19 protein-coding genes are annotated in these 24,592 nt (G+C 61.6%); 14 read left to right on the top strand and 5 right to left on the bottom strand.

All coding sequences use genetic code 11. The features are described 5' to 3' along the window. Positions 1 to 27 precede the first annotated feature (27 nt). The 6 genes from ACCD05_RS20090 to ACCD05_RS20065 all read left to right on the top strand — a co-directional run bounded on the left by ACCD05_RS20090 (position 28) and on the right by ACCD05_RS20065 (position 6,171). Entirely contained in the window at positions 28 to 1,128 is a 1,101-nt protein-coding gene (locus tag ACCD05_RS20090) for an ABC transporter ATP-binding protein (RefSeq protein WP_112950383.1), read from the top strand. A gap of 1 nt (position 1,129) precedes the next feature. Beyond that, entirely contained in the window at positions 1,130 to 2,050 is a 921-nt protein-coding gene (locus tag ACCD05_RS20085; protein ID WP_112950384.1) for an ABC transporter permease, read from the top strand. Next, positions 2,043 to 2,843, top strand: coding sequence for an ABC transporter permease (locus tag ACCD05_RS20080; RefSeq protein WP_112950385.1), 801 nt, complete (start codon positions 2,043 to 2,045; stop codon positions 2,841 to 2,843). Before ACCD05_RS20085 ends, ACCD05_RS20080 begins: the two co-directional genes overlap by 8 nt. A gap of 22 nt (positions 2,844 to 2,865) precedes the next feature. Continuing rightward, positions 2,866 to 3,900: an extracellular solute-binding protein gene (locus ACCD05_RS20075; protein WP_162718083.1), complete on the top strand. Its 1,035-nt coding sequence runs from the start codon at positions 2,866 to 2,868 to the stop codon at positions 3,898 to 3,900. A 69-nt stretch (positions 3,901 to 3,969) separates the two neighbouring features. Continuing rightward, positions 3,970 to 5,001, top strand: a complete 1,032-nt coding sequence (locus tag ACCD05_RS20070) for a histone deacetylase family protein (RefSeq protein ID WP_112435989.1) — start codon at positions 3,970 to 3,972, stop codon at positions 4,999 to 5,001. A 21-nt stretch (positions 5,002 to 5,022) separates the two neighbouring features. Then, positions 5,023 to 6,171: a serine hydrolase domain-containing protein gene (locus tag ACCD05_RS20065; protein ID WP_112950386.1), complete on the top strand. Its 1,149-nt coding sequence runs from the start codon at positions 5,023 to 5,025 to the stop codon at positions 6,169 to 6,171. 11 nt (positions 6,172 to 6,182) lie between these two features. Here ACCD05_RS20065 and ACCD05_RS20060 read toward each other — a convergent pair whose 3' ends face one another. After that, positions 6,183 to 7,079 (bottom strand): DUF6030 family protein, encoded by an 897-nt coding sequence (locus ACCD05_RS20060; protein ID WP_413394865.1) that lies wholly within the window; start codon positions 7,077 to 7,079, stop codon positions 6,183 to 6,185. A gap of 335 nt (positions 7,080 to 7,414) precedes the next feature. On the opposite strand from ACCD05_RS20060, the gene ACCD05_RS20055 reads away from it, so the two are divergent. Beyond that, on the top strand, positions 7,415 to 8,017 hold the full coding sequence (locus tag ACCD05_RS20055; protein ID WP_112435986.1) for an outer membrane protein: 603 nt from the start codon (positions 7,415 to 7,417) through the stop codon (positions 8,015 to 8,017). Positions 8,018 to 8,340: 323 nt separating this feature from the next. On the opposite strand, the gene hutC is transcribed toward ACCD05_RS20055, so the two are convergent. Continuing rightward, positions 8,341 to 9,096 (bottom strand): histidine utilization repressor, encoded by a 756-nt coding sequence (gene hutC / locus ACCD05_RS20050; protein ID WP_413394846.1) that lies wholly within the window; start codon positions 9,094 to 9,096, stop codon positions 8,341 to 8,343. Positions 9,097 to 9,282: 186 nt separating this feature from the next. Here hutC and ACCD05_RS20045 point away from each other — a divergent pair, with 186 nt between their 5' ends. The 6 genes from ACCD05_RS20045 to solA all read left to right on the top strand — a co-directional run bounded on the left by ACCD05_RS20045 (position 9,283) and on the right by solA (position 15,124). Further along, positions 9,283 to 10,125 carry a transporter substrate-binding domain-containing protein gene (locus ACCD05_RS20045; protein ID WP_111565076.1) on the top strand — a complete coding sequence of 281 codons (843 nt, stop codon included), beginning with the start codon at positions 9,283 to 9,285 and terminating at the stop codon, positions 10,123 to 10,125. A 96-nt stretch (positions 10,126 to 10,221) separates the two neighbouring features. Then, positions 10,222 to 10,947 (top strand): ABC transporter permease subunit, encoded by a 726-nt coding sequence (locus tag ACCD05_RS20040; protein WP_112435984.1) that lies wholly within the window; start codon positions 10,222 to 10,224, stop codon positions 10,945 to 10,947. Between the two features lie 10 nt (positions 10,948 to 10,957). After that, positions 10,958 to 11,662, top strand: coding sequence for an ABC transporter permease (locus ACCD05_RS20035; RefSeq protein WP_047503521.1), 705 nt, complete (start codon positions 10,958 to 10,960; stop codon positions 11,660 to 11,662). 27 nt (positions 11,663 to 11,689) lie between these two features. After that, positions 11,690 to 12,466, top strand: coding sequence for an ABC transporter ATP-binding protein (locus ACCD05_RS20030; protein ID WP_047503518.1), 777 nt, complete (start codon positions 11,690 to 11,692; stop codon positions 12,464 to 12,466). Further along, positions 12,463 to 13,956 carry an HAL/PAL/TAL family ammonia-lyase gene (locus tag ACCD05_RS20025; RefSeq protein ID WP_112435983.1) on the top strand — a complete coding sequence of 498 codons (1,494 nt, stop codon included), beginning with the start codon at positions 12,463 to 12,465 and terminating at the stop codon, positions 13,954 to 13,956. The genes ACCD05_RS20030 and ACCD05_RS20025 overlap by 4 nt, the downstream gene beginning before the upstream one ends. Positions 13,957 to 13,966: 10 nt before the next feature. Continuing rightward, the gene (solA, locus tag ACCD05_RS20020; RefSeq protein WP_111565074.1) at positions 13,967 to 15,124 is read left to right on the top strand and encodes an N-methyl-L-tryptophan oxidase; all 1,158 of its coding nucleotides are present in this window, start codon (positions 13,967 to 13,969) and stop codon (positions 15,122 to 15,124) included. On the opposite strand, the gene ACCD05_RS20015 is transcribed toward solA, so the two are convergent. Then, on the bottom strand, positions 15,121 to 15,417 hold the full coding sequence (locus ACCD05_RS20015; RefSeq protein ID WP_111565073.1) for a YkgJ family cysteine cluster protein: 297 nt from the start codon (positions 15,415 to 15,417) through the stop codon (positions 15,121 to 15,123). The genes solA and ACCD05_RS20015 overlap by 4 nt on opposite strands. 224 nt (positions 15,418 to 15,641) lie before the next feature. Between ACCD05_RS20015 and ACCD05_RS20010 the strand changes: the two genes are divergently transcribed. Further along, positions 15,642 to 15,845: a cold-shock protein gene (locus tag ACCD05_RS20010; protein WP_018896919.1), complete on the top strand. Its 204-nt coding sequence runs from the start codon at positions 15,642 to 15,644 to the stop codon at positions 15,843 to 15,845. 310 nt (positions 15,846 to 16,155) lie between these two features. Here ACCD05_RS20010 and ACCD05_RS20005 read toward each other — a convergent pair whose 3' ends face one another. Together ACCD05_RS20005 and ACCD05_RS20000 are read right to left on the bottom strand one after the other, a co-directional pair. Beyond that, positions 16,156 to 17,376 carry a CobW family GTP-binding protein gene (locus tag ACCD05_RS20005; RefSeq protein ID WP_112436009.1) on the bottom strand — a complete coding sequence of 407 codons (1,221 nt, stop codon included), beginning with the start codon at positions 17,374 to 17,376 and terminating at the stop codon, positions 16,156 to 16,158. Positions 17,377 to 17,428: 52 nt separating this feature from the next. Continuing rightward, positions 17,429 to 24,463, bottom strand: a complete 7,035-nt coding sequence (locus ACCD05_RS20000; RefSeq protein ID WP_413394841.1) for a DUF4082 domain-containing protein — start codon at positions 24,461 to 24,463, stop codon at positions 17,429 to 17,431. Positions 24,464 to 24,592: the final 129 nt, after the last annotated feature.

Raw genomic sequence — 24,592 nt, 5'->3', positions numbered from 1 at the left:
GCATCAGCAACCACGAGTGGGCCGCATATGGCGGGATTGAACGCGATTGAGATTCGCAGTGTTTCCAAGGTGTTCGGCTTTGGTGAGTACGCATTTTCCGCGGTAGACGACGCATCGGTTTCCATCAGGCAGAACGAGTTTTTCACCCTTTTGGGGCCGTCCGGCTGCGGCAAGACAACGCTCCTGCGCCTGATCGCCGGCTTCGAATACCCGACATCTGGCGAGATCATGTTGAACGGCGATAACATCGCCGCGATGCCGCCATTCAAGCGGCCGATCAACACGGTTTTCCAGAGCTACGCGCTTTTCCCGCACATGACGGTCGCCGAGAATATCGGCTTCGGCCTGACCATGCTCGGCCGACCGAAGCAGGAGATCCGCGACCGGGTCGCGGCGATGCTCAAGCTGGTGCGGATGGAAGCGCTCGCCAACCGCCGCACCAGCCAGATTTCCGGTGGCCAGCAGCAGCGCGTGGCGCTTGCCCGCGCGCTAGCGCCGCAGCCGAAGGTGCTTCTGCTTGACGAGCCCTTGTCGGCGCTGGACTACAAGCTCCGCAAGGACATGCAGATAGAGCTGAAGCGCCTGCAAGCCGAAACCGGGATCACCTTCATCTTCGTCACCCACGACCAGGAAGAAGCGCTGACCATGTCGGACCGCATCGCCGTGATGTCGGCTGGAAAGATCCTGCAGGTCGGCAACCCCAGAGAAATATACGATGCGCCGACCGACCGCTTCGTGGCCGATTTCATCGGCGAGACGAATTTTCTGAAGGGGCGCATTCAAGCGGTGAGTTCAGGCATCGCGGAAGTGGAAACCGCCGCCGCCGGCCGCATTTCGGCGACGATGCCCAGCAATTTTTCCGATGACGGAGAGGTCACCCTAGTGCTGCGGCCGGAGCACGCCGCCCTTTGCGGGCCGGCGGATCATGCGCGCTGCCAGATGACGGGCACGCTGGAGACGATCGTCTATTTCGGCACCGATACACATTATCACGTCCGCCTCGCCGACAACGAAACCCTGTTCACGCTGCGCGAGCAGAACAAGCCGCTGCAGGCTGCGCGGTACGCCGAGGGTGACAGGGTCGGCATCACGATCGAGCCCAATGCCGCCAGGGTGCTGAGGAGCTGACATGACCCATGTGGCGGACGTGATCGAAGCGGAAAAGAGCCGGGACATCCGGACACGCTGGCTTCTTTCGCTGCCCGCCCTGCTGATCATTCTCGCGGCCGCCAGCGGTCCGCTTCTGATCGTCGTCGCCTATTCCTTTCTGACACCGGGGCCTTACGGCGACGTCGTCTGGGTGCCCTCCATCGAGGGTTGGATCAACGTCGCGCTGCAGCAGGACATTTTCGACGGTTCGCTATCCCTGGCCGACGCGCATGTCTCGATCTTCATCCGCTCTGTCGTTTTGTCGCTTGCCACCACGCTGCTCACGCTCGCCATCGGCTTTCCGACCGCCTATTTCATCGCCACCCGCCGCGAGACGACACGCGAGCTCTGGCTGCTTTTGATCACCATTCCCTTCTGGACGAACCTCCTGATCCGCACATTCGCGATCTTGGAGATCATTCGCAATGAGGGGCTGATCAATGGCTTGCTCATGCGCTTCGGGCTGATCTCGAAGCCGATACAGATGCTTTTCACCGACGGCGCGATCCTCACCGGCATGGTCTACGTCTACCTGCCGCTGATGGTCTTGCCGCTCTATGCCAGCATGGAGAAGATCGATTTCCGCTTGGTCGAGGCGGGATACGATCTTTACGCCACGCCTTTCAAGGTCCTGCGCCGGATCATCATTCCGCTGGTCAAGCCGGGCATCATCGCCGGCTCCATCCTCGTCTTCATCCCGGCGCTCGGCGCCTATGTGACGCCCAGCATCCTCGGCGGCGGCAAGAACCTGATGCTTGGCAACCTGATCGAACTGCAGTTCGGCCAGGGGCGCAACTGGCCACTCGGCTCGGCATTGTCGATCACGCTGATGATGATCGTGATGATCGCCTTGCTCTTCTACGTGCGCAATGCGGGCGGGCAGGAGAACCGGCATGGCTAGATCCTTCTCCATCAGGCGCCAGCGCGGTTTCACCACGATCGCGATGATCTGCTTCGCGGCGCTCTATCTGCCGATCGGCGTGCTGGTCTTCTATTCCTTCAACGCTGGCGAGTCGCTCGCTTCGTTCGACGGCGTGTCGCTGCGCTGGTTTCAGAAGGCCTTCGAGAACAAGCAGGTGATCGACGCCTCGCTGCGCTCACTGCAGATCGCGGCGATCGCCGCCGTCGTCTCGACGATCGCGGCGACGATGGCGGCGCTTGCGACCACGCGGACCGCGCCCTATCGCGGCCTGACGATGAAGTATGCCTTCATCAACCAGCCGCTGATGATCCCCGAGATCGTCACCGCCGTGGCGCTTCTGATCTTCTTCGCGCGCATCAAGATCTGGACCGGCTACGCCGGCATCGGCTATCTCATCGCCGCCCATACTGCCTTCTGCATCCCCTTTGCCTATCTGCCGATTCGCGCGCGGCTCGAAAACATGGACCTGACGCTGGAGAAGGCCGCGGCCGACCTCTATGCGACGCCGTGGATGGCGTTCCGCCATGTGACGCTGCCGCTGCTATGGCCGGGCATTCTTGCCGGCTTCATGCTGGCCTTCGTCATCTCGCTCGATGATGTCGTCATCACCGAGTTCGTCAAATCCGCAGGCCAGGACACGCTTCCGACCTACATGCTCGGCCAGATCCGCCGCTCCATCACGCCCGAAATGAACGCGATCTCGACGCTGTTTCTCGGCCTGTCGATCCTCGTCGTCTCCATCTTCTTTGTCGTCAATCGAAAACGTGCCTGAAAACAAGAGAGGGAACATGCGCATGAAACGGATGACTTCGACAATCGCCCTTATGGCGGCACTCCTTGGCACCGCAGGCCTCGCCCACGCCGAGGGTGAGCTCAACATCTACAATTGGGGCAATTACACCAGCCCCGAGATGATCAAGAAGTTCGAGGACAAGTACAAGGTCAAAGTCACGATCACCGACTATGATTCCAACGACACGGCGCTTGCCAAAGTGCGCCAGGGCGGCTCAGGCTTCGACATGGTCGTGCCCTCGCAGAACTACATTCCGATCTGGATTTCCGAGGGCCTGCTGCTTGAGACCGATCCGGACAAGATGGAAAACTTCAAGAACGTCGCCAAGGAATGGGCCAACCCCGACTTCGACCCAGGCCGCAAATACACCGTTCCTTGGGCGATGGGCATCGTCGGCACCGTCGTCAATACCGATGTCTACAAGGGTGACATCAACACCTGGGGCATCATCTTCGACACGCCGGCGGAGCTGAAGGGCAAGGTCAACGTCGTCCCCGAAATGACCGACGTCATCGACGCGGCGGTGCTCTACAATGGCGGCAAGAAGTGCACCGGCGATCTGGCCGTGCTCAAGAAAGTGCGCGACACGCTCCTGAAGGCCAAGCCCGATTGGGTGGCGATGGAATACGGCACCATCGAGAAGATGGGCTCTGGCGATTTCGCGGCATCGAGCGACTGGAACGGCTCGGCTTTCCGCCAGCGCCTCAAGAACCCCGCGATCAAGTTCGGCTATCCCAAGGAAGGCTTCGTCAACTGGAGCGACAATCTCTCCGTGCTCAAGGACGCCAAGAACGTCGAGAACGCCAAGCTGTTCCAGAACTTCATGATGGATCCTGAAAACGCCGGCATGAATTCCGGTTTCCATCGCTATGCAAACGGCATTGCCGGCTCCGACAAGTTCATGCCTGAGGACATGAAGAACGCACCCGAGATCACCATTCCGGCGGAATTCGCGTCGGTCGGCGTGCCATCCCAGACCTGCCCGCCTGATGTTCAGGCGCTCTACACGAAGATCTGGACCGAGCTGCAGAAGTAAGCCCGATCTCGGCACCCCGCCCCGTCGATGGTGCGGGGTGCCACCATTTTCCAGCGAATGGATGTTTTGATGAAGACCGTCTTCTCTCCCCGCCATCGCGGCCACGCCAACCAGCTTGAGCTTGTGGCGGGCGACATCGTTCCGGGCTTCGAGCTGACATCGCGGGCGGAGTATATAGCCGCCCGTGTCGCGGCGGTCGGACTCGGCGCGATCATCGAGCCGGCGGAGCACGATCTGACGACAGCGGCGCGGGTTCACCGCAAGGACTATCTCGATTTCCTGCCGACGATCTGGGACCGCTGGACGGCGGAGGGACGCACTGGAACGGCGCTGCCATTCACATGGCCGACACGCGGCCTGCGCGGCGACGTGCTGCCCGAGTTCATCGATGGCCTGCTCGGCTTTTACTCCTTCGATGCCGGCTGCGGCATCGTCGAGGGCTCGTGGGATGCGATCAAATCTTCCCATGACGTGGCGCTGACCGCTGCCGGTTTGGTGCAATCCGGCGAACGCGCCGCCTTCGCGCTCTGCCGCCCGCCCGGCCACCATGCCGGCGCCGGCTTCATGGGCGGCTATTGCTATATCAACAACGCCGCCGTGGCAGCGCAATGGCTGCGCGACAACGGCGCCAAGCGGGTATCGATCCTCGACGTGGACTATCATCACGGCAACGGCACGCAGGAGATTTTCTACGCGCGTGATGACGTGCAGGTCATCAACCTGCATGCCGATCCGATGCAGGAGTACCCCTATTTTCTCGGCCATGCCGACGAGCGGGGCATCGGCGCCGGCGAAGGCTTCAACCTCAACTACCCCATGCGCTTCGGCACCGACTGGACGAGGTGGAGCCAGTCCATGGACGACGCCTGCGGCAAGCTGCTTGCCTACGCGCCAGACGTGGTGGTCGTTTCGCTTGGGGTCGATACCTTCGAGAAGGACCCGATCAGCAAGTTCAAGCTCAGGACCGAGGACTTCTCCAAGATCGGCGAGCGGATCGCCAGGCTCGGGCTCCCGACGCTGTTCGTCATGGAAGGCGGCTATGCCGTCGAGGAGATCGGCGTCAACGCCGTGAGCGTGCTCACCGGTTTCGAAGGCGCCTGATTGCCTGAAGGGAGTGATGGAATGCCTGAGGCGAACTTTAATCGCGCGGAAGTGACGCTCGCCAACTGGCGCAGCGTCCCCTACAGCCGGTGGTCCTTCGAGCATGTCAGCGAGATCGTCCCCTCTGCGGTCATCCCGGGCACGCGCGGACGAGAAAGCACCGGGCCAATCGGGCTCGACGCGCTGTCAGGCATCTCGTTTGCGGGGCTGAAAGGTATACCGTCATCGCTGCCGGACTTTCTGGCCGAAAGCGAAACTGACGAATTCGTCGTCATGAAAGACGGACGCGTCATCGCCGACTGGAGGGCGCCGCACTCCGATCCATCATGCCCCCACATCATATTCTCCGTCTCCAAGTCGCTGACAGGGCTGCTCGGCGGAATTCTCGCGGACAAAGGCCTACTTTCTTTCAATAGCCCGATCAGTCGCTATGTGCCCGGGGTTGCTGGTTCGGCTTATGCCGATGCAACGGTGCAGCAGCTGTTCGACATGGAGATCAGCGTCGATTTCGTGGAGAGCTATCTCGACACCTCAGGTGGTTTCGAGCGCTACCGCCGCTCCACCGGATGGAACCCTGAAAAGCCCGGCGACCCCGCGCCGGATATGAAGACGTTCATCTGCGGCATCGGCAAGGGTGCCGGATCACACGGCGAGAGGCACGCTTATCGCTCGCCGAACACCGATTTGGCCGGCATCGTTCTCGAGCGGGCCGCTGGCGCGCGATTCGCCTCGCTGCTCAGCGACCACCTGTGGAAAGCAGTCGGTGCCGAAGCGGACGGCATGGTCACCGTCGACCGTATCGGCACCGCGCGCGCGGCAGGCGGGATTTCGGCGATGGCGCGAGACCTTGCCCTGGTGGGGGACCTTCTCCGCAGGCGCGGCGCCGGGATCATGTCAGAGGACTTTATCGCCGACCTCTGGTCGCGCAAGCGTCGCGAGGCATGGAAGAACGGCGATCAGCTGGAACTGTTTCCGGAAGGAAGCTACCGCAATTACTGGTATGAGACGGGCGCCGGAGAACTGGCGGCGATCGGCATTCATGGCCAGTGGATTTGGATCCACCCGGAGAGTGAAACTGTCATCGTCAAGCTGTCGTCGCAGCGGTTACCGGTTGATCCGGCCCTTGACCACGCGATCGTGCGGATGATGCGCGCGATCTGTGGCTCATAGGCCGCTCCCGGTCAGCGGGAGGCCACCCCTTGCTGACGATACGCACCTTGCTTCGACGCCAACTGGCTCATCGGCAAGGAGAGTTCGGCAATCCTGGGATCGGGCGCCTCGACCCACCGCTCCGGCGAGAAGTAGGCCTTGGTGCGCGTTTGCGGCCCGGAATCGGCGGCAACGACAAGCATGAAATTGTAGCTGTCCTGGCTCTCGGGGTCGCGCCTGAAGCTGAAATAGGCGCCGAACCGCTCGTTTTCGAAATCACGAAGACTGCTGATCGGCGCCAGCGCGTCCTGAAAATCGCTCCATCCCGCCTGCCGGACCAGCGTCTCGAATATCTTCATGTGACCGACGTCCAGCCGCCCTTCGGCGTCCGTCGGCGGACCGACGAGCCGTCCCCTGATTTCCACAATGTCGCCGCTGGCGTTGCCCTTGACCTTCAGGAACACCGAGTTCAGCGGCCGTACGTCGTTCTTTTTGTATATGCGCTGGAAATAGCATTCGTGGCTGGTGCTGCGCATCGAGGGCGCGCGCCATTCGCTTGTCTCGATACCGGCATCGCGGAGCGCTTTGCAAACGGTCGGTCCGGATACCCGCCACATGCGCAGGAACTGGGCCGCCACGTCGGGTTCCGGGGCTTCGATCAAGCGAACGGGGATGTCGACCGCTTGCGCCGGCGGCGGCGTGGACGTCGCGGCCGACTCGACAATCATGGGCGGCTGTGGCGGCTCATCGAAGATTTGAATTCCGAAATGGCGAAAGAGCTCTTCGAACCGCTGAGGAGCGCCAAGAAACAGCGCCGCGGCCGCGAAGCACGGCAGGATGAGAAAGAATATCGACCAGACGGACCTGCGGATATTGTTCCGCAACGGCACCCTTACCTGCTCTTGTGATGCATCACTCACCAAATCCATCACCTTCGCGGCTGGATTATAAGTTAAAGCTCATACTCACAATGGTTCAATACATTCGAATTAGCAATCGCTTGATTGCGAATTCATGCTGCAACGCGAAAAAATCAGTCGGCATTACCATTCGCCATGTGCATCGAACAGCAGGAATACACCAGCAATCACATCCGCGAGATTGGCCGGCAAGTTAAGAAACTATTTATGAAATCGTGAAAATTAGAGATGGACGATCGTGGCAATGCGGCATTCGCGCGCGTTGCACCCCAATGACGTGGTTCAATGAGTAAATGCTCACGCGCTCGACGGTGCGTAGCAATGCGTATGGAGTATAGCGTATCATGAGTATCAAACACTTCGCGGCAGCCCTTGCCGTCAGCCTTCTTGCCTCGCCGGTTCTCGCCGCCGATTTCGGCTCCTACGACCAGCCGTCTTCCGGCAGCTGGGAAGGCGCCTACGCCGGTGTTCACGGCGGCATTGCCTCTCCGAACCTCAACCCCTTCTCCGGCAACAATGGCCTGAGCGTCGGCGGACAGGCGGGCTACAACACCATGGTTGGCGGCGCGGTCGTCGGCGGCGAAGTCGAAGCCTCCTATCTCGGCGACAGCCGCGTGAAGGTGGAAGACGGCAAGCTCAAGGAGCGTCACCGCCTGAGCGCCAAGGGCAAGGTCGGCGCACCGATCGACCAGACGCTGATCTATGGAACGGCCGGCTTTGCGATGACCAACTTCCGCGACAATGGCAACATCGCCGGCCCCGACGGCTGGAAGCCGGGCTATATTCTCGGCGCAGGTGTCGAGCAGAAGCTGACGTCCAACGTTTCGGCTCGCGTCGAATATAACTACACGATCACCAACAGCGTGCGTACCTTCTCCAACGGTGTCGGCACGACCGGCAACGTCCACGACCACACGCTGAAAGCCGGCCTGAACGTCAGCTTCTAACAGCAGCAAGGATGGCGTCAGCAATTGTTGGCGCCATCTCCTCGCGCAAAAGATCTCCGGTGCTGCCTGCACACCAGCACGCGCCGGATCGTGCGCCCTGGCCCAATGTGGTCAGATAGATTGCCTGCGAGGGGTATGCGGTGCTTCGCGCCGATGTCGCAGATCCCCGAGTTGTTTCGCGTTCGCAGAAGCGCCGATAACAAGCCTGACGCTCACCCCGAAAAGACAGGGGCTTATCCCCTCCCCCACTTGGCCAGCTCCCCGTGCATGAGCCCGAGCTAAATCCCGCCAGGCTCAAGTACCATATACAACATAGGCGCCAATTACTCTTCGAATACCTTGCCGCTTCGCGCTTCGAGGCGATAGCGGTGCGCGGGATAGACAAGCCGGGCTGTCGACACCACCTGGCGGCCAGACCATGTCCGGCGCCGAATGGTCAGGCAAGGTTCGCTTCTCAGGATCGTCAGCAGTTTGCACTCCCAGGCCTGCGGCATCACCGCCTCCACCACATGCTCGGAGCCACTGAGCGGCGCGGCAGCCACCAGGTAAGCGTTCGGCGTCTGGGACGAAAAATCTTGAATGAGATAGTCCGGCGCGGCCGCCGGATTGACAAAACGATCCTCGATCTGGACCGGTACGCCATTTTCGCTGTGCACGATCAGCGAATGAAAGACCGGCGCGCCGATATCGAGATCGAGCGCGTCCGCGGTCTCCGGAGATGCGGGCTCTTCAGCGATCACAATGACTGACGCTTCGTGCGAATGCCCGCGCTCCGCGATCTCGTCGGCGATGTTTCTGACCTCGAATAGCGGTGAGTAGCCTTTGCGCTCCGCCACGAACGAGCCGACGCCCTGGATGCGAACGAGCTCCCCTTCCGCTGCCAATTCGCGCAGCGCGCGGTTCGCCGTCATCTTGCTGACGCCGAGTTCGGCGACCAGTTCATTCTCGGAAGGAACGCGGAATTTCGGCGGCCATTCGCCGCTCTGGATGCGGTCGAGAATCATCTGCTTGACACCGACATAGAGCGGCGCGCTATCGTTCTGCGCAAGCTCACGCTTCATCTCGCTGGAATGCTTCATTGCCTATTCCTTTTGCACGAATGAAATCCGCCCATTCAATCGACTTTCCTCTTGCATAACACAAATTATCTCATATGGTACCCTATACAACCACCTGATCAACTTCTCTTCGAAGGATGGCAGGCAAGCCGGCGTAGATCGGCATCACGCGGCCGCAAGGCCATCGTCACTTCAGAGGAGATCTCTATGAAACTCGCAGCCATTCTTCTTTCCAGCGCCGTCGCGCTTTCCGGGCTCGTCGCTCCCGTTTCCGCCAAGGACTGGAAGACCGCCACCATCACGCTCGAAGGCGCCTATGCGCCATGGAACATGACGAATGCCGACGGCACGCTCGGCGGTTTCGAACCCGAACTGGCCAAGGTTCTGTGCGAACGCGCCAAGATCGAATGCACGCTCGTGGCTTCGGATTGGGACGGCATGATCCCGGCACTGAACGCCGGCAAGTTCGATGTGATCATGGATGCGCTGTCGATCACCGAAGAGCGCAAGCAGATCATCGACTTCACGGTGCCCTATGCCGCGACGCCGGCTGCTTTCGCCACTGCCAAGGACAGCCCGCTCGCCAATGCTGCCGGCACTGGCGCGACCATCAAGATGACGCCCGGCCAGACCGGCGTGAAGGAAATCGACGCGCTGAAGGAAGCCTTCAAGGGCAAGACGATCGGCATCCAGGCCGCCACCGTCTATGCGAAGTTCGTCTATGACAACTTCGGTGATATAGCCCAGATCCGCGAATACAAGACGGGCGCCGATCGCGACCTCGACCTGCAGAACGGACGTATCGACCTCGGCTTCGACGACGCCGTCTATTTCAACAGCGCGTTCGAGACGGCCGGCGGCGCGCTCGCCTTTACCGGCCCCGAGATCGTCGGATCGATCTGGGGCGAAGGTGAAGGACTTGGCATCCGCAAGGCCGACACCGACCTGCGCGACAAGTTCAGCGAAGCGATCAAGTCGGCACTCGCCGATGGCACCGTGAAGAACCTGTCGATGAAGTGGTTCAAGATCGACGTCAGCCCGCAGCAGTAAGGCCTCCGGCAAACACAGCCCGGTCTCCGACGCAAGCGCCGGAGACCGCATGTCTGACAACGTCGTCGATCGAGCGACGCATGCGGGGAACGTGCCATGGGATCATTGTCACTGATTGGATTCGGCTCCGGCGGATGGGGCGCGCTGCTGCTTTTTGCCGCCTTCATCACCCTGTGCGTAACGGCGACAGCGCTCGTGATCGGCGCGGTGATCGGCGCGATCGTCGCTACCGCTAAGCTGTCCGGCAACCTCGTGTTCGCCACGCTCGGCAATATCTACACGACCGTCTTTCGCGGCGTGCCTGAACTTCTGATCATCTACCTGATCTATTTCGGCGGCTCTTCGGCGGTCACCGCGATCGGCAAGGCGATGGGCTACGAGGGCTTCCTCGGCATGCCGTCGTTCATCGCAGGCGCGCTGGCGGTCGGCATCATCTCCGGCGCCTATCAGGCCGAAGTCTTTCGCGGCGCCTTCCAGGCGATTTCCAAGGGCGAACTCGAGGCAGCGTCGGCGATCGGCATGCACCGCGCATTGCGTTTCCGCCGCATCATCATGCCCCAGGTCTTCCGCTTCGCGATTCCCGGCATCGGCAATGTCTGGCAGCTAAGCCTGAAGGATTCCGCGCTGATCTCCGTTACCGGCCTCGCCGAGCTGATGCGCACCAGCCAGGTGGCGGCGGGTTCGACGCGACAGTATTTCCTGTTCTTCATCGTCGGCGGCATTCTCTATCTGATCCTGACCAGCCTGTCCGACCGCGTCTTCAACGGTGCCGAACGACGCGCCAACCGCAGCATGCCGACGGCGGCGATGGGAAAGGCATAAGGACAAGCCCATGGATATCGCCTTTCTCACCCAAACCATGCTGACACTCTTGAAAGCGGTGCCGACGACGCTCGCGCTGTTTTCGGTGTCGGTCGTCTCCGGATGCCTGCTTGCGCTGCTGATCGTCTGGATGCGCGTTGGCGGAAACCCGGTTCTGTCCGCCTTTGCCAAGGGCTACATCTTCGTCTTTCGCGGATCGCCCCTGCTGATCCAGATGTTCCTGATCTTCTACGGCCTCGGCCAGTTCGGCTTCATCCGCTACTCGTTCCTCTGGCCTTTCTTGCGCGAACCTTTCATCTGCGCCGTGCTTTCACTGGCGTTGTGCACCGCCGGCTACTCGGCCGAGATCTTCCGAGGCGGCATTCGCGCTGTCTCGCCGCGCGAAATCGAAGCCGCCCGTTCGATCGGCATGTCGGGCTTTCTGCTCGTGCGCCGCATCCTGGCGCCAATCGCATTCCGCCATGCCCTGCCCGCCTATTCCACCGAAATCGTGCTGATGATGAAATCGACGGCGCTTGCAAGCCTCGTCACCGTCTGGGAAGTGACCGGCGTCGCACAGAGGCTGATCTCGCAGACCTACCGGACGATGGAGGTCTTCCTTTGCGCGGCCATCATCTATCTCGTGTTGAACTTCATAATTCTGCAGGCCATGGCCCTGCTTGAATATTCGCTTTCGCGACATCGCCGCGCCGCGCCGCCCGCGCTGAAGGCATAAGAGCAGAACCAAACCGATGGAGCACCCATGCCCGGCGTAACCCGACTTTCGGTCCGCAATATCCGCAAGAGCTTCGGCATCCATGAAGTCCTGCGCGGCATCTCGCTTGATGCGCAGGATGGCGATGTCATCTCGCTGCTCGGCGCTTCCGGCTCCGGCAAATCGACCTTTCTGCGCTGTATCAACCTCCTGGAAACCGCGACCGATGGCGAAATCTGGGTCGACGGCGAACAGATACGGATGATCCACAAGGGCGGCAAGAGCAGGCCCGCGAGCCAGAAGCAGGTCGACCACATTCGCTCCGAACTCGGCATGGTGTTCCAGTCCTTCAATCTCTGGTCTCACATGACGATCCTGCAGAACATCATCGAAGGCCCGGTGCATGTCTTGAAGCGCCCGCGCTCCGAGTGCATCGCCGAGGCTGAAGCGTTGCTTGAAAAGGTTGGCATCGCCGACAAGCGTCATGCCTATCCGGCCCATCTGTCGGGCGGCCAGCAGCAACGCGCGGCAATCGCCCGCGCGCTCGCCATGAAGCCAAAGGTGATGCTGTTCGACGAACCGACGTCGGCGCTCGATCCTGAACTCGTCGGCGAAGTGCTGCGCGTCATGCGCGCGCTTGCCGAAGAGGGCATGACCATGCTGGTTGTGACCCATGAAATGAGTTTTGCCCGCAACGTCTCCAACCGGGTCGTCTTCATGCGCGAAGGCGTCGTTGACAGCAGCGGCACGCCCGACGAGATGTTCGGTGGTGGCGGATCGCCGGCGTTTCGCCAGTTCATCGGTCACTTCGGAACCGGACAATGACAATCGTTCTCGATGGCGTCCTCGGCTGGCGCGATATCGCCCGCGTCGCGGAGGGAGACACACTGGCGCTCTCGCAGGCCGCCTGGCAGCGCGTGGATAACGCCAGCCGCATTGTCGAGCGGATCGTCGAGACCGGTGTTCGGGCCTATGGCGTCAACACCGGCGTCGGCGCGCTTTCCGATACGGTGGTTGATCGCCAGTCGCAAAGCCGATTGTCCCGCAACATCATCCTCAGCCATGCCTGTGGGGTCGGAGATAGGCTCGCGCCGCGCGAAGTGCGCGCCATAATCGCGGCCCAGATCGCCAATTTCAGCCACGGTCACTCCGGCGTGCGATCCGAGATCCTGCGCTATCTCCTGACGTTCCTGGAGCGGGACTGCATCCCCGATGTGCCCGCCAAGGGCTCGGCAGGCTATCTCACGCACAACGCCCATACGGCGCTCGTGCTGCTCGGCGAGGGTAACGCGCATGTTGCCGGGAAACAGATTTCTGGCGGCGAGGCGCTTGCAGCGCTCAATCTGGCGCCACTTGTACTTGGCGCCAAGGAGGGATTGAGCCTTGTCAACGGCACGGCCTGTGCGACCGGGCTTTCCAGCGTGGCGCTGGCGCGCGCCGAGCGGTTGCTCGATTGGGCGGACGCCATTGCCGCGCTGACCCTCGAAGCTGTCGGCTGCCAGATGGCGGCCTTCGACGAAGATGTTCTGGCACTGCGGCATTCGAAGGGCATTCAGGACGTGGGCGCCCGGCTGCGCCGCTATCTCGCGGGCAGCGGCCTGGTGGAGGCGGCACTCGGCAAGCGCACACAGGATGCGCTGAGCCTGCGATCCGTACCGCATGCCCATGGCGCCGCGCGCGATGTGTTTGACACTTCCTGCGCTGTCGTTGATCGCGAACTTGCCTCCGTCACCGACAACCCCGCCGTATCGGGGACACCTGATGCGCCCATCGTCTCATCGGAAGCACATGCGGTGGCGCCGGCACTTGGCCAAGCGGCCGATAGCCTCGGCATCGCGCTCGCACAGATCGCCGCCATGAGCGAACGGCGCATGGACCGGCTCGTCAATCCGCTTGTCAGCGGCTTGCCGGCATTTCTGGCAAGCGATGCCGGTAGCAATTCCGGCTTTATGATCGCGCAGTACACGGCAGCCGCCTTGAGCAACGAAAACCGCCGTCTTGCCGCGCCGGCATCGCTGGATGGGGGGCTGACATCCGGTCTGCAGGAAGACTTTCTCGCCCACCCGACGGCGGCCGCAAACAAGCTTCTTTCAATCATCGACAACGCGGAATACATCCTCGCCATCGAGCTGATGGCTGCGGCACAGGCGCATGACTTTCTGTCGTCAACGGCGCGACGCGCCGCCGGCACCGACATGATCCACGCCGCCGTTCGAGGCGTCGTCGCCCACTATGCAGACGACCGGCCGCTATCGCACGATATGGAACAGGCGCGGTCGCTGATCCAGCGCAGCTTGCCGCCGTCAATCGCCTGAAGGAACAGCCATGACCACTCAATATGACGTTGCCGTTGTCGGGCTTGGCGCCATGGGCAGTGCGGCCGTCGCATTCCTGGCCGCCCACGGTGTCAAGGTGATCGGTATCGATGCCTATTACCCCGCGCATGCTCTAAGCTCTTCGCATGGCGACAGCCGCTTGATCCGCCTCGGCTACTTCGAGGACCCCTCCTACGTGCCGCTGCTGCAACGCGCCTATCAAAACTGGCGCGCGCTCGAAGCCAGACTTCGGACCAATGTGCTCGAGATAACGGGTGTCTTGCAGATAGGGGCTCCGGACAGCAAGATCGTCAGCGGAACGCGGGCATCCTGTGCCATGCATGGCCTGGCGCACGAGGTGCTTGATCGCGAGGAGACGGCCCGCCGCTTTCCGGTGTTCCAGCTCGATCAAAACGAGATCGCCATACTCGACCCGCAGGGCGGCTACCTGCGTCCGGAAATGGCGGTCATGGGCTACCTGAAGCTTGCGGCGGAAGATGGCGCCGTGCTTCATTTCGGCGAGCGCGTGACATCGATCGAGCCCGACGATGCAGGCGTGACCATCCGATCCGCCGAGGGAACCTATCGCTCTCGCAAGGTGATTGTCGCCACGGGATCGTGGATCGCGGAACTCGTGCCGGAGCTGCGAGAGCATGCCGTTCCGATCCGACAGGTCGTGGCCTGGTACCAGCCGCGCGACGGCTTCGTCACTCAGCCCGGGCGCATGCCATGCTTCCTGCGCGACGAGGGTGACGAAGGATCCTATTTCGGCTTCCCCGCCATTGGCGTGGATGGCGTGAAGGTCGGCAGGCATGCGCATTTCCGCGAGCCGATCGACCCGAACCAGCCAAACCCGCCGGTCAACGATACCGATACCGCATTGCTTGATGGCTTTATCGGCAGGCGTCTGCCGGCTGCCGCCGGTACACGCGCCAATGCCACGACATGCCGCTACACGATGCTGCCGAGCGAGGATTTCCTGCTCGACCTTGCTCCATCAAGCTCCAACATCGTTGTCGCCTCGCCCTGCTCGGGACACGGCTTCAAGTTCACCAGCGTCGTCGGTGAAATCCTTGCCGATCTCGCGCTTGATGGCGGGAGCAAGCTGCCGATCGGTGCTTTCTCCTTCGACGCGATGCGGCGATACCTTAACGGGAGAGCCAGTTAGCGGAAGCCGAAGGCGGCGCGGGCCTCAAGGCATTCCCCGTCGCCGGGAAGACAGTCGCGGCACACTTGCGGCCTGATTTCGTAGACCATGCATGATGTGCCCGAACCAACCGTGCCATCCAGGGCCGAGCAGCGATTGTCATGACAGCGCATGCCCGTTAGATCATCGGCGACGAAGCGGTCGGGCAAGCGGTCGAGATCGGCATCTGTTTCGACGGAGAATCGCGGCCAACTTGACGAGTAAGAACAGCAGGCGCCGCAGGTCTGACAATCGAAATCGGCTGAAATGGTCATCGGCGCTTTCTTTTTCCGAAGAATTCGCTGCACAGGATGCAACGAGACTTTGTCGATTTTGGCGCTATCGCCCCTGCGACGCGTCTAATCGGGCTGCAGGCGGACCAAAATTCATATTTCATGCAAATGAAGTGGCTCGAAGGCATGCTGGGAGTTGATGGACGCGCGACAGCACTATAGGTTCGCGTCGCCATTGCAAGCAAAACACTTAAAAGGGAATATCCATGCCTGAGGGTACTGTTAAATTCTTCAACGAGGACAAGGGCTTCGGTTTCATCACGCCAGAGAACGGCGGAACCGACGTTTTCGTTCACATCACTGCCCTGCCGCGCGGCGCTTCGCTTCGCGAAGGCGACAAGGTCAGCTTCGACCTCGGCCAGGACCGCAAGACCGGCAAGTCGAAGGCTGAAAACGTCTCCATCCTCTGATTGAACGTTTCAAAACGTCTAGCCTGCCGCCTGGTGCGGCAGGCTAGATTCGCGAAGAGCCAGCTGCCGGTCTAGCGCATGCTCAACCAATACTAATGATAGATCGAGGTGAGATAAAAAGTCACAATCCAGGCGAGTAACGTAAGTATACCAAGTATCATTATTAAAAGACGCAACTGCTGCTCCACGCAATTCCATGCCATTTTGGGAGCCATTACGCGGAAAACGTCGACCCAGTTTCATCCACCAACTTTTTATTTGTCTTGAGCATTATCGCCTGTGCAGGGGGCGGTCGCCAAGCAACGCGGGATCACCAAGCCGGGAACGGGTCTTCAAGCTCGGGCCAATCATGCGGATTGGCACTCGCGAGACAGCCGTCAAGGGCTGCGCGGATACCAGCCTCATCCATGTCGACACCGATAAAGACCAGCTCCTGGCGCCGGTCACCCCAGGCATCGTCCCATTGGCTTCGCATCTGCGCCTCAAACTGCGGATGATCAGGCCAATCCTCGCGCGGAATGGTGGCCCACCAGAAGCCCATGGGTTCGCAGCGTCGCTGGATGCCCGCCGCCGACATGAGGCCAACGTGGAGCGGACGTGTGGCAAGCCAGAAATGGCCCTTGGCGCGAACGACGCCCGGCCATGGGGCATCCAGAAAGGCGACGAGCCTTCCAGGATCAAAAGGCCGTCTGGCCCGATAGACGAAACTCGAAACGCCATATTCCTCGGTCTCGGGAACATGCGCCTCCGGTTGGTACAGTTCCTTGTACCAAAGCGGATTTTCGGCCGCCTTCTCCTCATCGAAAAGCCCGGTGTTGAGGATTGTATCGAGCGGCAGCCGACCGTAGTCCACCTCGATCTGTCGCGCCTGCGGGTTGAGCGCGGCCACCACCTTGCGAACATCGGCGCGCTGATCCTCGGTCGCATCCCCGATCTTGTTGATCACGACGACATCGGCGAATTCGATCTGGTCTACGAGGAGGTCGACGAGCGTACGCGTGTCCTCGTTGTCTCGCTGCATTCCGCGGTCGCTTAGAAGATCGGCGCGGCTGTATTCGTTGAGAAGATTGGCCGCGTCAACAACGGTTACCATCGTATCGAGCGTCGCGAAGTCGGACAGTGAAAAGCCGCTCTCGTCGCGAAACGAGAATGTCGCCGCGATCGGTCGCGGCTCGGCGATACCGGTCCCCTCGATCAGCAGATAGTCGTAGCGTCCGCCTTGCGCCAACTGCCGCACCTCCGCGAGCAGATCGTCGCGCAGGGTACAGCAGATACAGCCATTGCTGAGCTCGATCAGGGTCTCGGTGGTGTGCGACAGGTCGCAGCCGCTATTGCGGATAAGGCTGGCGTCTATGTTGACGTCGCTCATGTCGTTGACGATCACCGCGACGCGCAGCCCCTCGCGGTTGGTGAGGACATGGGTCAGAAGCGTGGTCTTGCCCGCGCCGAGAAACCCGGCCAACACCGTGACAGGCAGTTTCTTGACGGCACTTTGCGGCGCCTCCTTGCCCCGCTCGTGCGGGGTTGTCATCATCATGTCCATCGTCTTTGTGTCTGCCTCATTCGATCGACCGTTTAGTGTCCTACGCCGCCAGTGGTTTGAAGACGACGTCGGCCCAGTAATTCGCCGAGTCGTAGGTGCTGTTCGGGAAGATGCCCGAGGTCGCGGTTCCACCATAGGCATAGACCCCATTGCCTCCAGCCAAAGCGCTGGACATGGCAGTCAACGGGCCGTTGCTGACGGAGTTGGTGAAGTAGCCATCGGTCGCCACGTAAGTACCCGTCGTATGATACGACGCGATGTAGGTGGTATTGGCCGAGATCGAGACGGCTGTGCCGAAATTTACCGTCTGCCATCCGCTCCCTGTGGTGCTTGAGTAGGTCGCCGTGGCAAGCTTGGTGCCTGTCGAGCTCCAGAGATCGACCACGTTCTGGCCGTTGTCGTTGGCGCTGCGGTAGAACTTGATGCCCGTGATCGTGCCGGCGACGTTCGACTGGAACTTGACGCCGAGTTCTAGCTGCGACCCGTCGTTGAGATTGGTCTGTGCCGGCGTATTCGCAGCCGTAAACAGGCTGTAGGCGGTCGGCGCCGTCGTAGCCGTGATGTTGAAGGTCTCGCTGGTGGCAAGACCGCCAAGATCGGTGGCGGTAACCCGTACGCTGGTCGTGCCCGCTGCCGTCGGCGTGCCGCTGAAGGTCCGCGTCGTGGCATTGAAGCTCAGCCAGGACGGCAGTGCCGAGCCATCGGCCAGCGTCGAGCTGTAGGTCAGCGTGTCGCCGGTATCGACATCGGTGAAGGTGTTGGCCGGCAATACCAGCGAGAAGGCCGTGCCGACAGTGGCGTTCTGCGCCGCCGTCTGTGCAGCCAGAACCGGGGCATCGTTGGCGCCATGGATGGTGATCGTCAGCGTCGAGGAGGCCGTGGCACCGGCCGTATCGCGCATCGTGTAGTTGAAGAGTTCACTCAGCGTGTTGGTCGACAGCCGCAGAGCCTGAACCGCGGCACTGTTCTCGTTGATCGTGTAGGTGTAGGTGCCGGCGGCATTCAGGACCAGACTGCCATAGGTGCCGTTGAGGGCCGAGCCAAGGGTGCCTGCTGTCGATCCGAAGCTGACCGCGCTGACCGTCTTGGTGTCGCCGCTGTCAGGATCGGTATCGTTGGTCAGCACGTTGCCGGTGGCGGCAACGCCGCCCGACCCGTTGGCGATACCGCCCTTTTCCGTTGCGTCACCGCTATCGGCGACCGCCGTCGGCGTCGTGTTGCCGGGAATCGACACGGCGATGTTGAAGGTCTCGTTGGTGGCAAGACCGCCTGTATCGGTGGCGGTAACCCGCACACTGGTCGTGCCCGCTGCCGTCGGCGTGCCGCTGAAGGTCCGCGTCGTGGCATTGAAGCTCAGCCAGGACGGCAGTGCCGAACCATCGGCCAGCGTCGAGCTGTAGGTCAGGGTGTCGCCGGTGTCGACATCGGTGAAGGTGTTGGCCGGGAGCGCCAGCGAGAAGGCCGTGCCGACAGTGGCGTTCTGCGCCGCCGTCTGCGCTGCCAGAACCGGGGCGTCGTTGGCGCCGTGGATGGTGATGGTCAGCGTCGAGGAGGCCGTGGCGCCGGCCGTATCGCGCATCGTGTAGTTGAAGACTTCACTCAGCGTGTTGGTCGACAGCCGCAGAGCCTGAACCGCAGCACTGCTTTCGTTGATCGTGTAGGTGTAAGCACCCGCAGCCGATAGAACGAGGCTGCCATAGGTACCGTTGAGCGCCGAGCCGAGGGTGCCTGCCGTCGATCCGAAGCTGACAGCCGTCACAGTCTTGGTGTCGCCGCTGTCAGGATCGGTATCGTTCGTCAGCACGTTGCCGGTGGCGGCAACGCCGCCGGACCCATTGGCCACCCCGCCCTTCTCCGTCGCGTCACCGGTATCGGCAACCGCCGTCGGAGCCGTGTTCGCAGGCGCGGAGCCATTGCTGAAGACAACGTCCACCCAGTAGTTCGATGAGCCATAGGTGGCATTGGGGAAGATCCCCGCTGTTGCGGTTCCACCGTAAGCATAGACGCCATTGCCGCCGGCTGTTGCATTCGACATGGCGGTCAGAGGGCCGCTGGTGACGGCGTTGGTGAAGTAATTGTTGGTCGCCACGTAAGTACCGGTCGTGTGATACGACGCGATGTAGGTGGTGTTGGCCGAGATCGAGACGGCTGTGCCGAAGTTCACCGTCTGCCAACCGCTCCCTGTGGTGCTTGAGTAGGTCGCCGTGGCAAGCTTGGTGCCCGTCGAACTCCAGAGATCGACCACGTTCTGGCCGTTGTCGTTGGCGCTGCGATAGAACTTGATGCCCGTGATCGTGCCGGCGACGTTCGACTGGAACTTGACGCCGAGTTCGAGCTGCGACCCGTCGTTGAGATTGGTCTGTGCCGGCGTATTCGCAGCCGTAAACAGGCTGTAGGTGGTCGGCGCCGTCGTGGCGGTGATGTTGAAGGTCTCGCTGGTGGCAAGACCGCCAAGATCGGTGGCGGTAACCCGCACACTGGTCGTGCCCGCTGCCGTCGGCGTGCCGCTGAAGGTCCGCGTCGTGGCATTGAAGCTCAGCCAGGACGGCAGTGCCGAGCCATCGGCCAGCGTCGAGCTGTAGGTCAGCGTGTCGCCAGTATCGACATCGGTGAAGGTGTTGGCCGGCAGCGCCAGCGAGAAGGCAGTGCCGACCGTGGCGTTCTGCGCGGCCGTCTGTGCAGCCAGAACCGGGGCATCGTTGGCGCCATGGATGGTGATCGTCAGCGTCGAGGAGGCCGTGGCACCGGCCGTATCGCGCATCGTGTAGTTGAAGACTTCACTCAGCGTGTTGGTCGACAGCCGCAGAGCCTGAACCGCGGCACTGTTCTCGTTGATCGTGTAGGTGTAGGTGCCCGCGGCATTCAGAACGAGGCTGCCATAGGTGCCGTTGAGTGCCGAGCCGAGCGTGCCTGCCGTCGATCCGAAGCTGACCGCGCTGACCGTCTTGGTGTCACCGCTGTCCGGATCGGTATCGTTGGTGAGCACGTTGCCGGTGGCCGCGACACCACCAGACCCATTGGCGATGCCGCCCTTTTCCGTCGCGTCGCCGATATCGGCGACCGCCGTCGGCGTCGTGTTGCCGGGGATCGACACGGCGATGTTGAAGGTCTCGTTGGTGGCAAGACCGCCAAGATCGGTGGCCGTGACCCGCACACTGAGCGTGCCGGCTGCCGTCGGCGTCCCGCTGAAGGTCCGCGTCGTGGCGTTGAAGCTCAGCCAGGACGGCAGTGCCGAACCGTCAGCCAGCGTCGAGCTGTAGGTCAGGGTGTCGCCGGTGTCGACGTCGGTGAAGGTGTTGGCCGGCAGCGCCAGCGAGAAGGCCGTGCCGACAGTGGCATTCTGAGCCGCCGTCTGTGCCGCCAGAACCGGGGCATCGTTGGCGCCATGGATGGTGATGGTCAGCGTTGAACTTGCCGTGGCGCCGGCCGTATCGCGCATCGTGTAGTTGAAGACTTCACTCAGCGTGTTGGTCGACAGCCGCAGAGCCTGAACCGCGGCACTGCTTTCGTTGATCGTGTAAGTGTAGGTACCTACGGCATTCAGGATCAGGCTGCCGTAGGTACCGTTGAGCGCCGAGCCAAGGGTGCCTGCCGTCGATCCAAAGCTGACCGCGCTGACCGTCTTGGTGTCGCCGCTGTCAGGATCGGTATCGTTGGTGAGCACGTTGCCGGTGGCGGCAAGGCCGCCGGAGCCATTGGCGATGCCGCCCTTCTCCGTCGCGTCTCCGGTATCGGCAACCGCCGTCGGAGCCGTGTTCGTAGGCGCGGAGCCGGCATTGAACATCACGTCGACCCAGTAGTTCTCCGCCTGGAACGTGGCGGTCGGGAACAGGCTACCGGTGCCGTAGCGATAGACGCCGTTGTTGCTCGCAGGCGCGGTCAGCGGCCCGCTGACCACATTGGATGTGAAATAATTGGTTGTCGAAGAATAGCGGCCGGTATCGGTGTGGTAGGACGCCGTGTAGATCTGGCCGGGCGTGATCGTGATTGGACTTGTGAAATAGGCCGTCTGCCAGCCACTCGCCGTTTCACCCGTAAACGTCAGTGTCCCGAGTTGAACGCCCGTGCTCGACCAGAGTGAACCGGTGTGCGTGCTGGTGTCCTGGCTGCCCTTATAGAACCGAATGCCGCTGATCGTGCCTGCGACCGAGGTCTGGAAACGAACACCCAGTTCAACGGAGGCCTGGTCGTCGGTATTGACGATGGTTGGCGTCGAGCCGAGGAACAGCGAGGTGAAACTCGGTCCGCTGACGGTAATCGTTTTCCCCGCCGACGGCCTTTCGAGGTTGATGCTGTCGTCGACCGCGCGGGAGAGGATGGTATAGGTGCCGGCGGTCTGCGGTGACCACGCATACGTCCAGTTCTCGTCACCGGTCGCGGGATGCCAGCTTGCCCCGTTGTCGGTGGAGACCTCGACACCCGCGATCACGCCGCCGCCTGCGTCCACCGCGGTTCCGGTGATGGTGATGCTGGATCCAACCGCCGCCGTCGCTGGGACCGTTATGACCGAGGTTGGAGCTGTGTGATCGGTCGATCCGGTCGCCGCGACCAGTCCTGCCTGCAGCGTTCCAGGCTGAATGCCCATGTCGGCAAGCAGATTGACCATCGCCTGCTGTACGCGCGGATCGGTCGGTGTCGCCTGATTGTCGTGGTTGTCGCTGAGGCCCCAAGTCCAATAGACCGTGCCCGCGCCGAAAACCAGCGCACCGCTCGGCGCACGATACAATGTCAGATTATGCGTCGCGACGGCATTGCCGGTCGTGTTGCCGTAGTCGAAGAGATAGGTGCTAACAGGAAGCGTCGTAGACGACAACTTCACAAGACCAGCCGGATCGAAGCCGTTATCGACCGCCTCATCCCACTCGTATCCGAGATAATTCTTGGTGAGCGTTGCGGTTTGACCGGGCTGCAGATTGGCGATGCTCGTGTTGCGCCAGAAGCGCAGGTTCGCATCGTCATAAGTGACGGTGATCGACTGCAGGTTGGTGCCTACATCATCGACCTTGAACAGCTGTCCGGTCAGGGAGTTTTCCGGATTTCCGCCGCCGATGGCCGGCGGGCTGAGCCGTGGATCGCGGAAGGTGCCGGTCCACTCGCTCGAGGGATCAATGCTGGCACCTGGCGACCACGTCTCCTTATAGGAGATCAGCGTACGATATGGCGTGCCGTCGGCGCTGTAGGCGTTGCCCCAGCGGGTGCGCCAATAGACCTCGTTGCCACTCCAGAACATGAGGTTGACGCCCGCATCACGCGCCGCTTCGACATTGGTGCGTTGCTGGCCGGACCAGTATTCGTCATGCCCGGCATCCACATACGTCTTGTGATTGAGAAGCAGGCTCCCGTAGCGATCGGCATCAACACCCGAGATGTAGGACACGTCGTAGCCGTTCTGCTCCAGCCAGTAGATACCGGCATATTCGGCCCCGAACAGATAATCCTGCGGGCCGGCAAATGTGCCAACCTCGCCGCGTGTCGCGATCGGGCGGTTATAGCTGACCGCGTAGGCGCGACCGGCACCCTGCCCTGTCGCCGGGCCGTTGCCGCCATAGAAGTTCGCGCCGCCCCAGCCGTTATAGGCCTGCCAGGTCTGGTCCGCGGTCTGGAAAACGATATCGCTGTGGCTGTCGTCGTCACGAACGATAAACGGAATATGGTTTTCGCCGAACGTCCCGTCCTGGCGGACCAGTTTGGCGATGTAGACGCCGGACACGGCATCATCGGGCACCGTCCACGATGCCGATACCGACCAGTTGCCCGCATCGACAGTCCCGGTCGCCGCATTGCGCAGCGGAGTGGGCTGCGATTGCACCCCTGTGTGCTGGATGGTGTCAACCTTGCGGGCACCCATTCCGCCGTAGTAGCCGAGGCGGTAGATGTCGATGCGGTAGTTGCTGGAATCCGTGTTGATCTTGAAGCTGATCGTCTTGCCGTTGTCGACGCTGATATCGGTCGCGAAGCCTTCGATATTGGAGCTGCCGGCGCCGTCGATGCCCCATTCGCTTTCCGGATTACCCTGCTTCAGGTTCTCTGCGACGATGATGTTATTGGGCGCAGCCGCGGCGGCGGCCGTGACCGCGAAGCTTTGCGTGGCGGCGCGCTGCGTGAGTTGCGCCGTGGTGACCGAACCGGTCAGCACGCCGGTCCCCTTGGTCGCGTTTGCGCCGCCCATCTCTCCGCCGCCCGGCAATAACCCAGCTGGGCCTGTTGCGTTGCTCCAGTTCGCGGTTCCCGTCCACGTCGTGGCAAATGACAGGTTGCGGTCAAGAAGCGGATCGCTGACCGACGCACCCATCGCCGACTTGCCCGTCGAGATGTAGTCCGGTCCCTCCACCAGCCGAGTGCCCGGCAGCTGACCATCGGGCTGGAGAATGCCACTGTCCTTGGCAAGCTCGAGAATCCGGGTTGGCGAGTTGTAGTAACCGCATCCGCAAACGCTGAAAGGCATTCCGAACGCCAGAAACTGCGAGCCCGTGACGTGGGCGGTTGTCTGGCCGGACGGTGCCGAATCCAGGATGACGACGTGGCCGGAATCGCTGGCTCCGCCCGTGGAGACCGCTGAACCACGTCCGTCGGACACAGCACTCGGTCGCAGGAACGGAGCAAGTGGATCGCCACTCATCGATCCGCTTGCGAAGCGCGCACCGTGCAGCGACGACAAACTCGCCGATGCAGGCGCGCTTGCAAAGCCCGAGGTACCGGCCACGGTTGAAAACCGCGAATGCGTCGGGTGACGGCCGCCATGCGCCGAGATATCGCCTGTTGTCGCAGAATTGCCGTCGCGTGCGGATGGCGAATGCTCGCCGTCAAGCCGGGCATCAACGGTGCCTGCGGTATCCTCTTCCTGGGTGGCACCATTCTCGCCGAGCGCTGAATTATCGCTCAGGTGTCCAAGCGCACCATCATATTTCTTCTCACCCAATGCCTGGCCGGGAGCGGTGGCAAGCTCATCGCCCGTCTCCTCCTTCTTCGGCGCCGCGCGCGCTTTCGTCGTTCCGCCAGCGCTTAGCCACCAACGAGGATCGAACAGGTCCGTTAATATCGAACGGGGAGCCCATCGGTGCGCGCTGCGATACATGGCATGCCCTCTCGCTTAATTACCGGGATCGGATGTTTGAGAATGTGTCGGATGTGCTTGCGCGTTAACTATATTCGAAAAGGCGAATAATGGGCGCTACCAACTTCGACCGATCGAAAAACCATCCTT

The sequence above is a fragment of the Rhizobium sp. Rhizsp42 genome (assembly GCF_047304155.1).
In the GTDB taxonomy this organism is placed as follows: Bacteria; Pseudomonadota; Alphaproteobacteria; order Rhizobiales; family Rhizobiaceae; genus Rhizobium.
Note: the sequence above shows the minus strand (reverse complement) of the source record. Positions and strands in the feature narration are given on the sequence as shown.

Bases quoted from the DNA above. Each gene is read 5' to 3' on its own strand.
- ACCD05_RS20090 (WP_112950383.1), top strand. From the start codon at position 28: ATGGCGGGATTGAACGCGATTGAGATTCGCAGTGTTTCCAAGGTGTTC.
- ACCD05_RS20085 (WP_112950384.1), top strand. From the start codon at position 1,130: ATGACCCATGTGGCGGACGTGATCGAAGCGGAAAAGAGCCGGGACATC.
- ACCD05_RS20080 (WP_112950385.1), top strand. From the start codon at position 2,043: ATGGCTAGATCCTTCTCCATCAGGCGCCAGCGCGGTTTCACCACGATC.
- ACCD05_RS20075 (WP_162718083.1), top strand. From the start codon at position 2,866: ATGAAACGGATGACTTCGACAATCGCCCTTATGGCGGCACTCCTTGGC.
- ACCD05_RS20070 (WP_112435989.1), top strand. From the start codon at position 3,970: ATGAAGACCGTCTTCTCTCCCCGCCATCGCGGCCACGCCAACCAGCTT.
- ACCD05_RS20065 (WP_112950386.1), top strand. From the start codon at position 5,023: ATGCCTGAGGCGAACTTTAATCGCGCGGAAGTGACGCTCGCCAACTGG.
- ACCD05_RS20060 (WP_413394865.1), bottom strand. From the start codon at position 7,079: ATGGATTTGGTGAGTGATGCATCACAAGAGCAGGTAAGGGTGCCGTTG.
- ACCD05_RS20055 (WP_112435986.1), top strand. From the start codon at position 7,415: ATGAGTATCAAACACTTCGCGGCAGCCCTTGCCGTCAGCCTTCTTGCC.
- hutC (WP_413394846.1), bottom strand. From the start codon at position 9,096: ATGAAGCATTCCAGCGAGATGAAGCGTGAGCTTGCGCAGAACGATAGC.
- ACCD05_RS20045 (WP_111565076.1), top strand. From the start codon at position 9,283: ATGAAACTCGCAGCCATTCTTCTTTCCAGCGCCGTCGCGCTTTCCGGG.
- ACCD05_RS20040 (WP_112435984.1), top strand. From the start codon at position 10,222: ATGGGATCATTGTCACTGATTGGATTCGGCTCCGGCGGATGGGGCGCG.
- ACCD05_RS20035 (WP_047503521.1), top strand. From the start codon at position 10,958: ATGGATATCGCCTTTCTCACCCAAACCATGCTGACACTCTTGAAAGCG.
- ACCD05_RS20030 (WP_047503518.1), top strand. From the start codon at position 11,690: ATGCCCGGCGTAACCCGACTTTCGGTCCGCAATATCCGCAAGAGCTTC.
- ACCD05_RS20025 (WP_112435983.1), top strand. From the start codon at position 12,463: ATGACAATCGTTCTCGATGGCGTCCTCGGCTGGCGCGATATCGCCCGC.
- solA (WP_111565074.1), top strand. From the start codon at position 13,967: ATGACCACTCAATATGACGTTGCCGTTGTCGGGCTTGGCGCCATGGGC.
- ACCD05_RS20015 (WP_111565073.1), bottom strand. From the start codon at position 15,417: ATGACCATTTCAGCCGATTTCGATTGTCAGACCTGCGGCGCCTGCTGT.
- ACCD05_RS20010 (WP_018896919.1), top strand. From the start codon at position 15,642: ATGCCTGAGGGTACTGTTAAATTCTTCAACGAGGACAAGGGCTTCGGT.
- ACCD05_RS20005 (WP_112436009.1), bottom strand. From the start codon at position 17,376: ATGACAACCCCGCACGAGCGGGGCAAGGAGGCGCCGCAAAGTGCCGTC.
- ACCD05_RS20000 (WP_413394841.1), bottom strand. From the start codon at position 24,463: ATGTATCGCAGCGCGCACCGATGGGCTCCCCGTTCGATATTAACGGAC.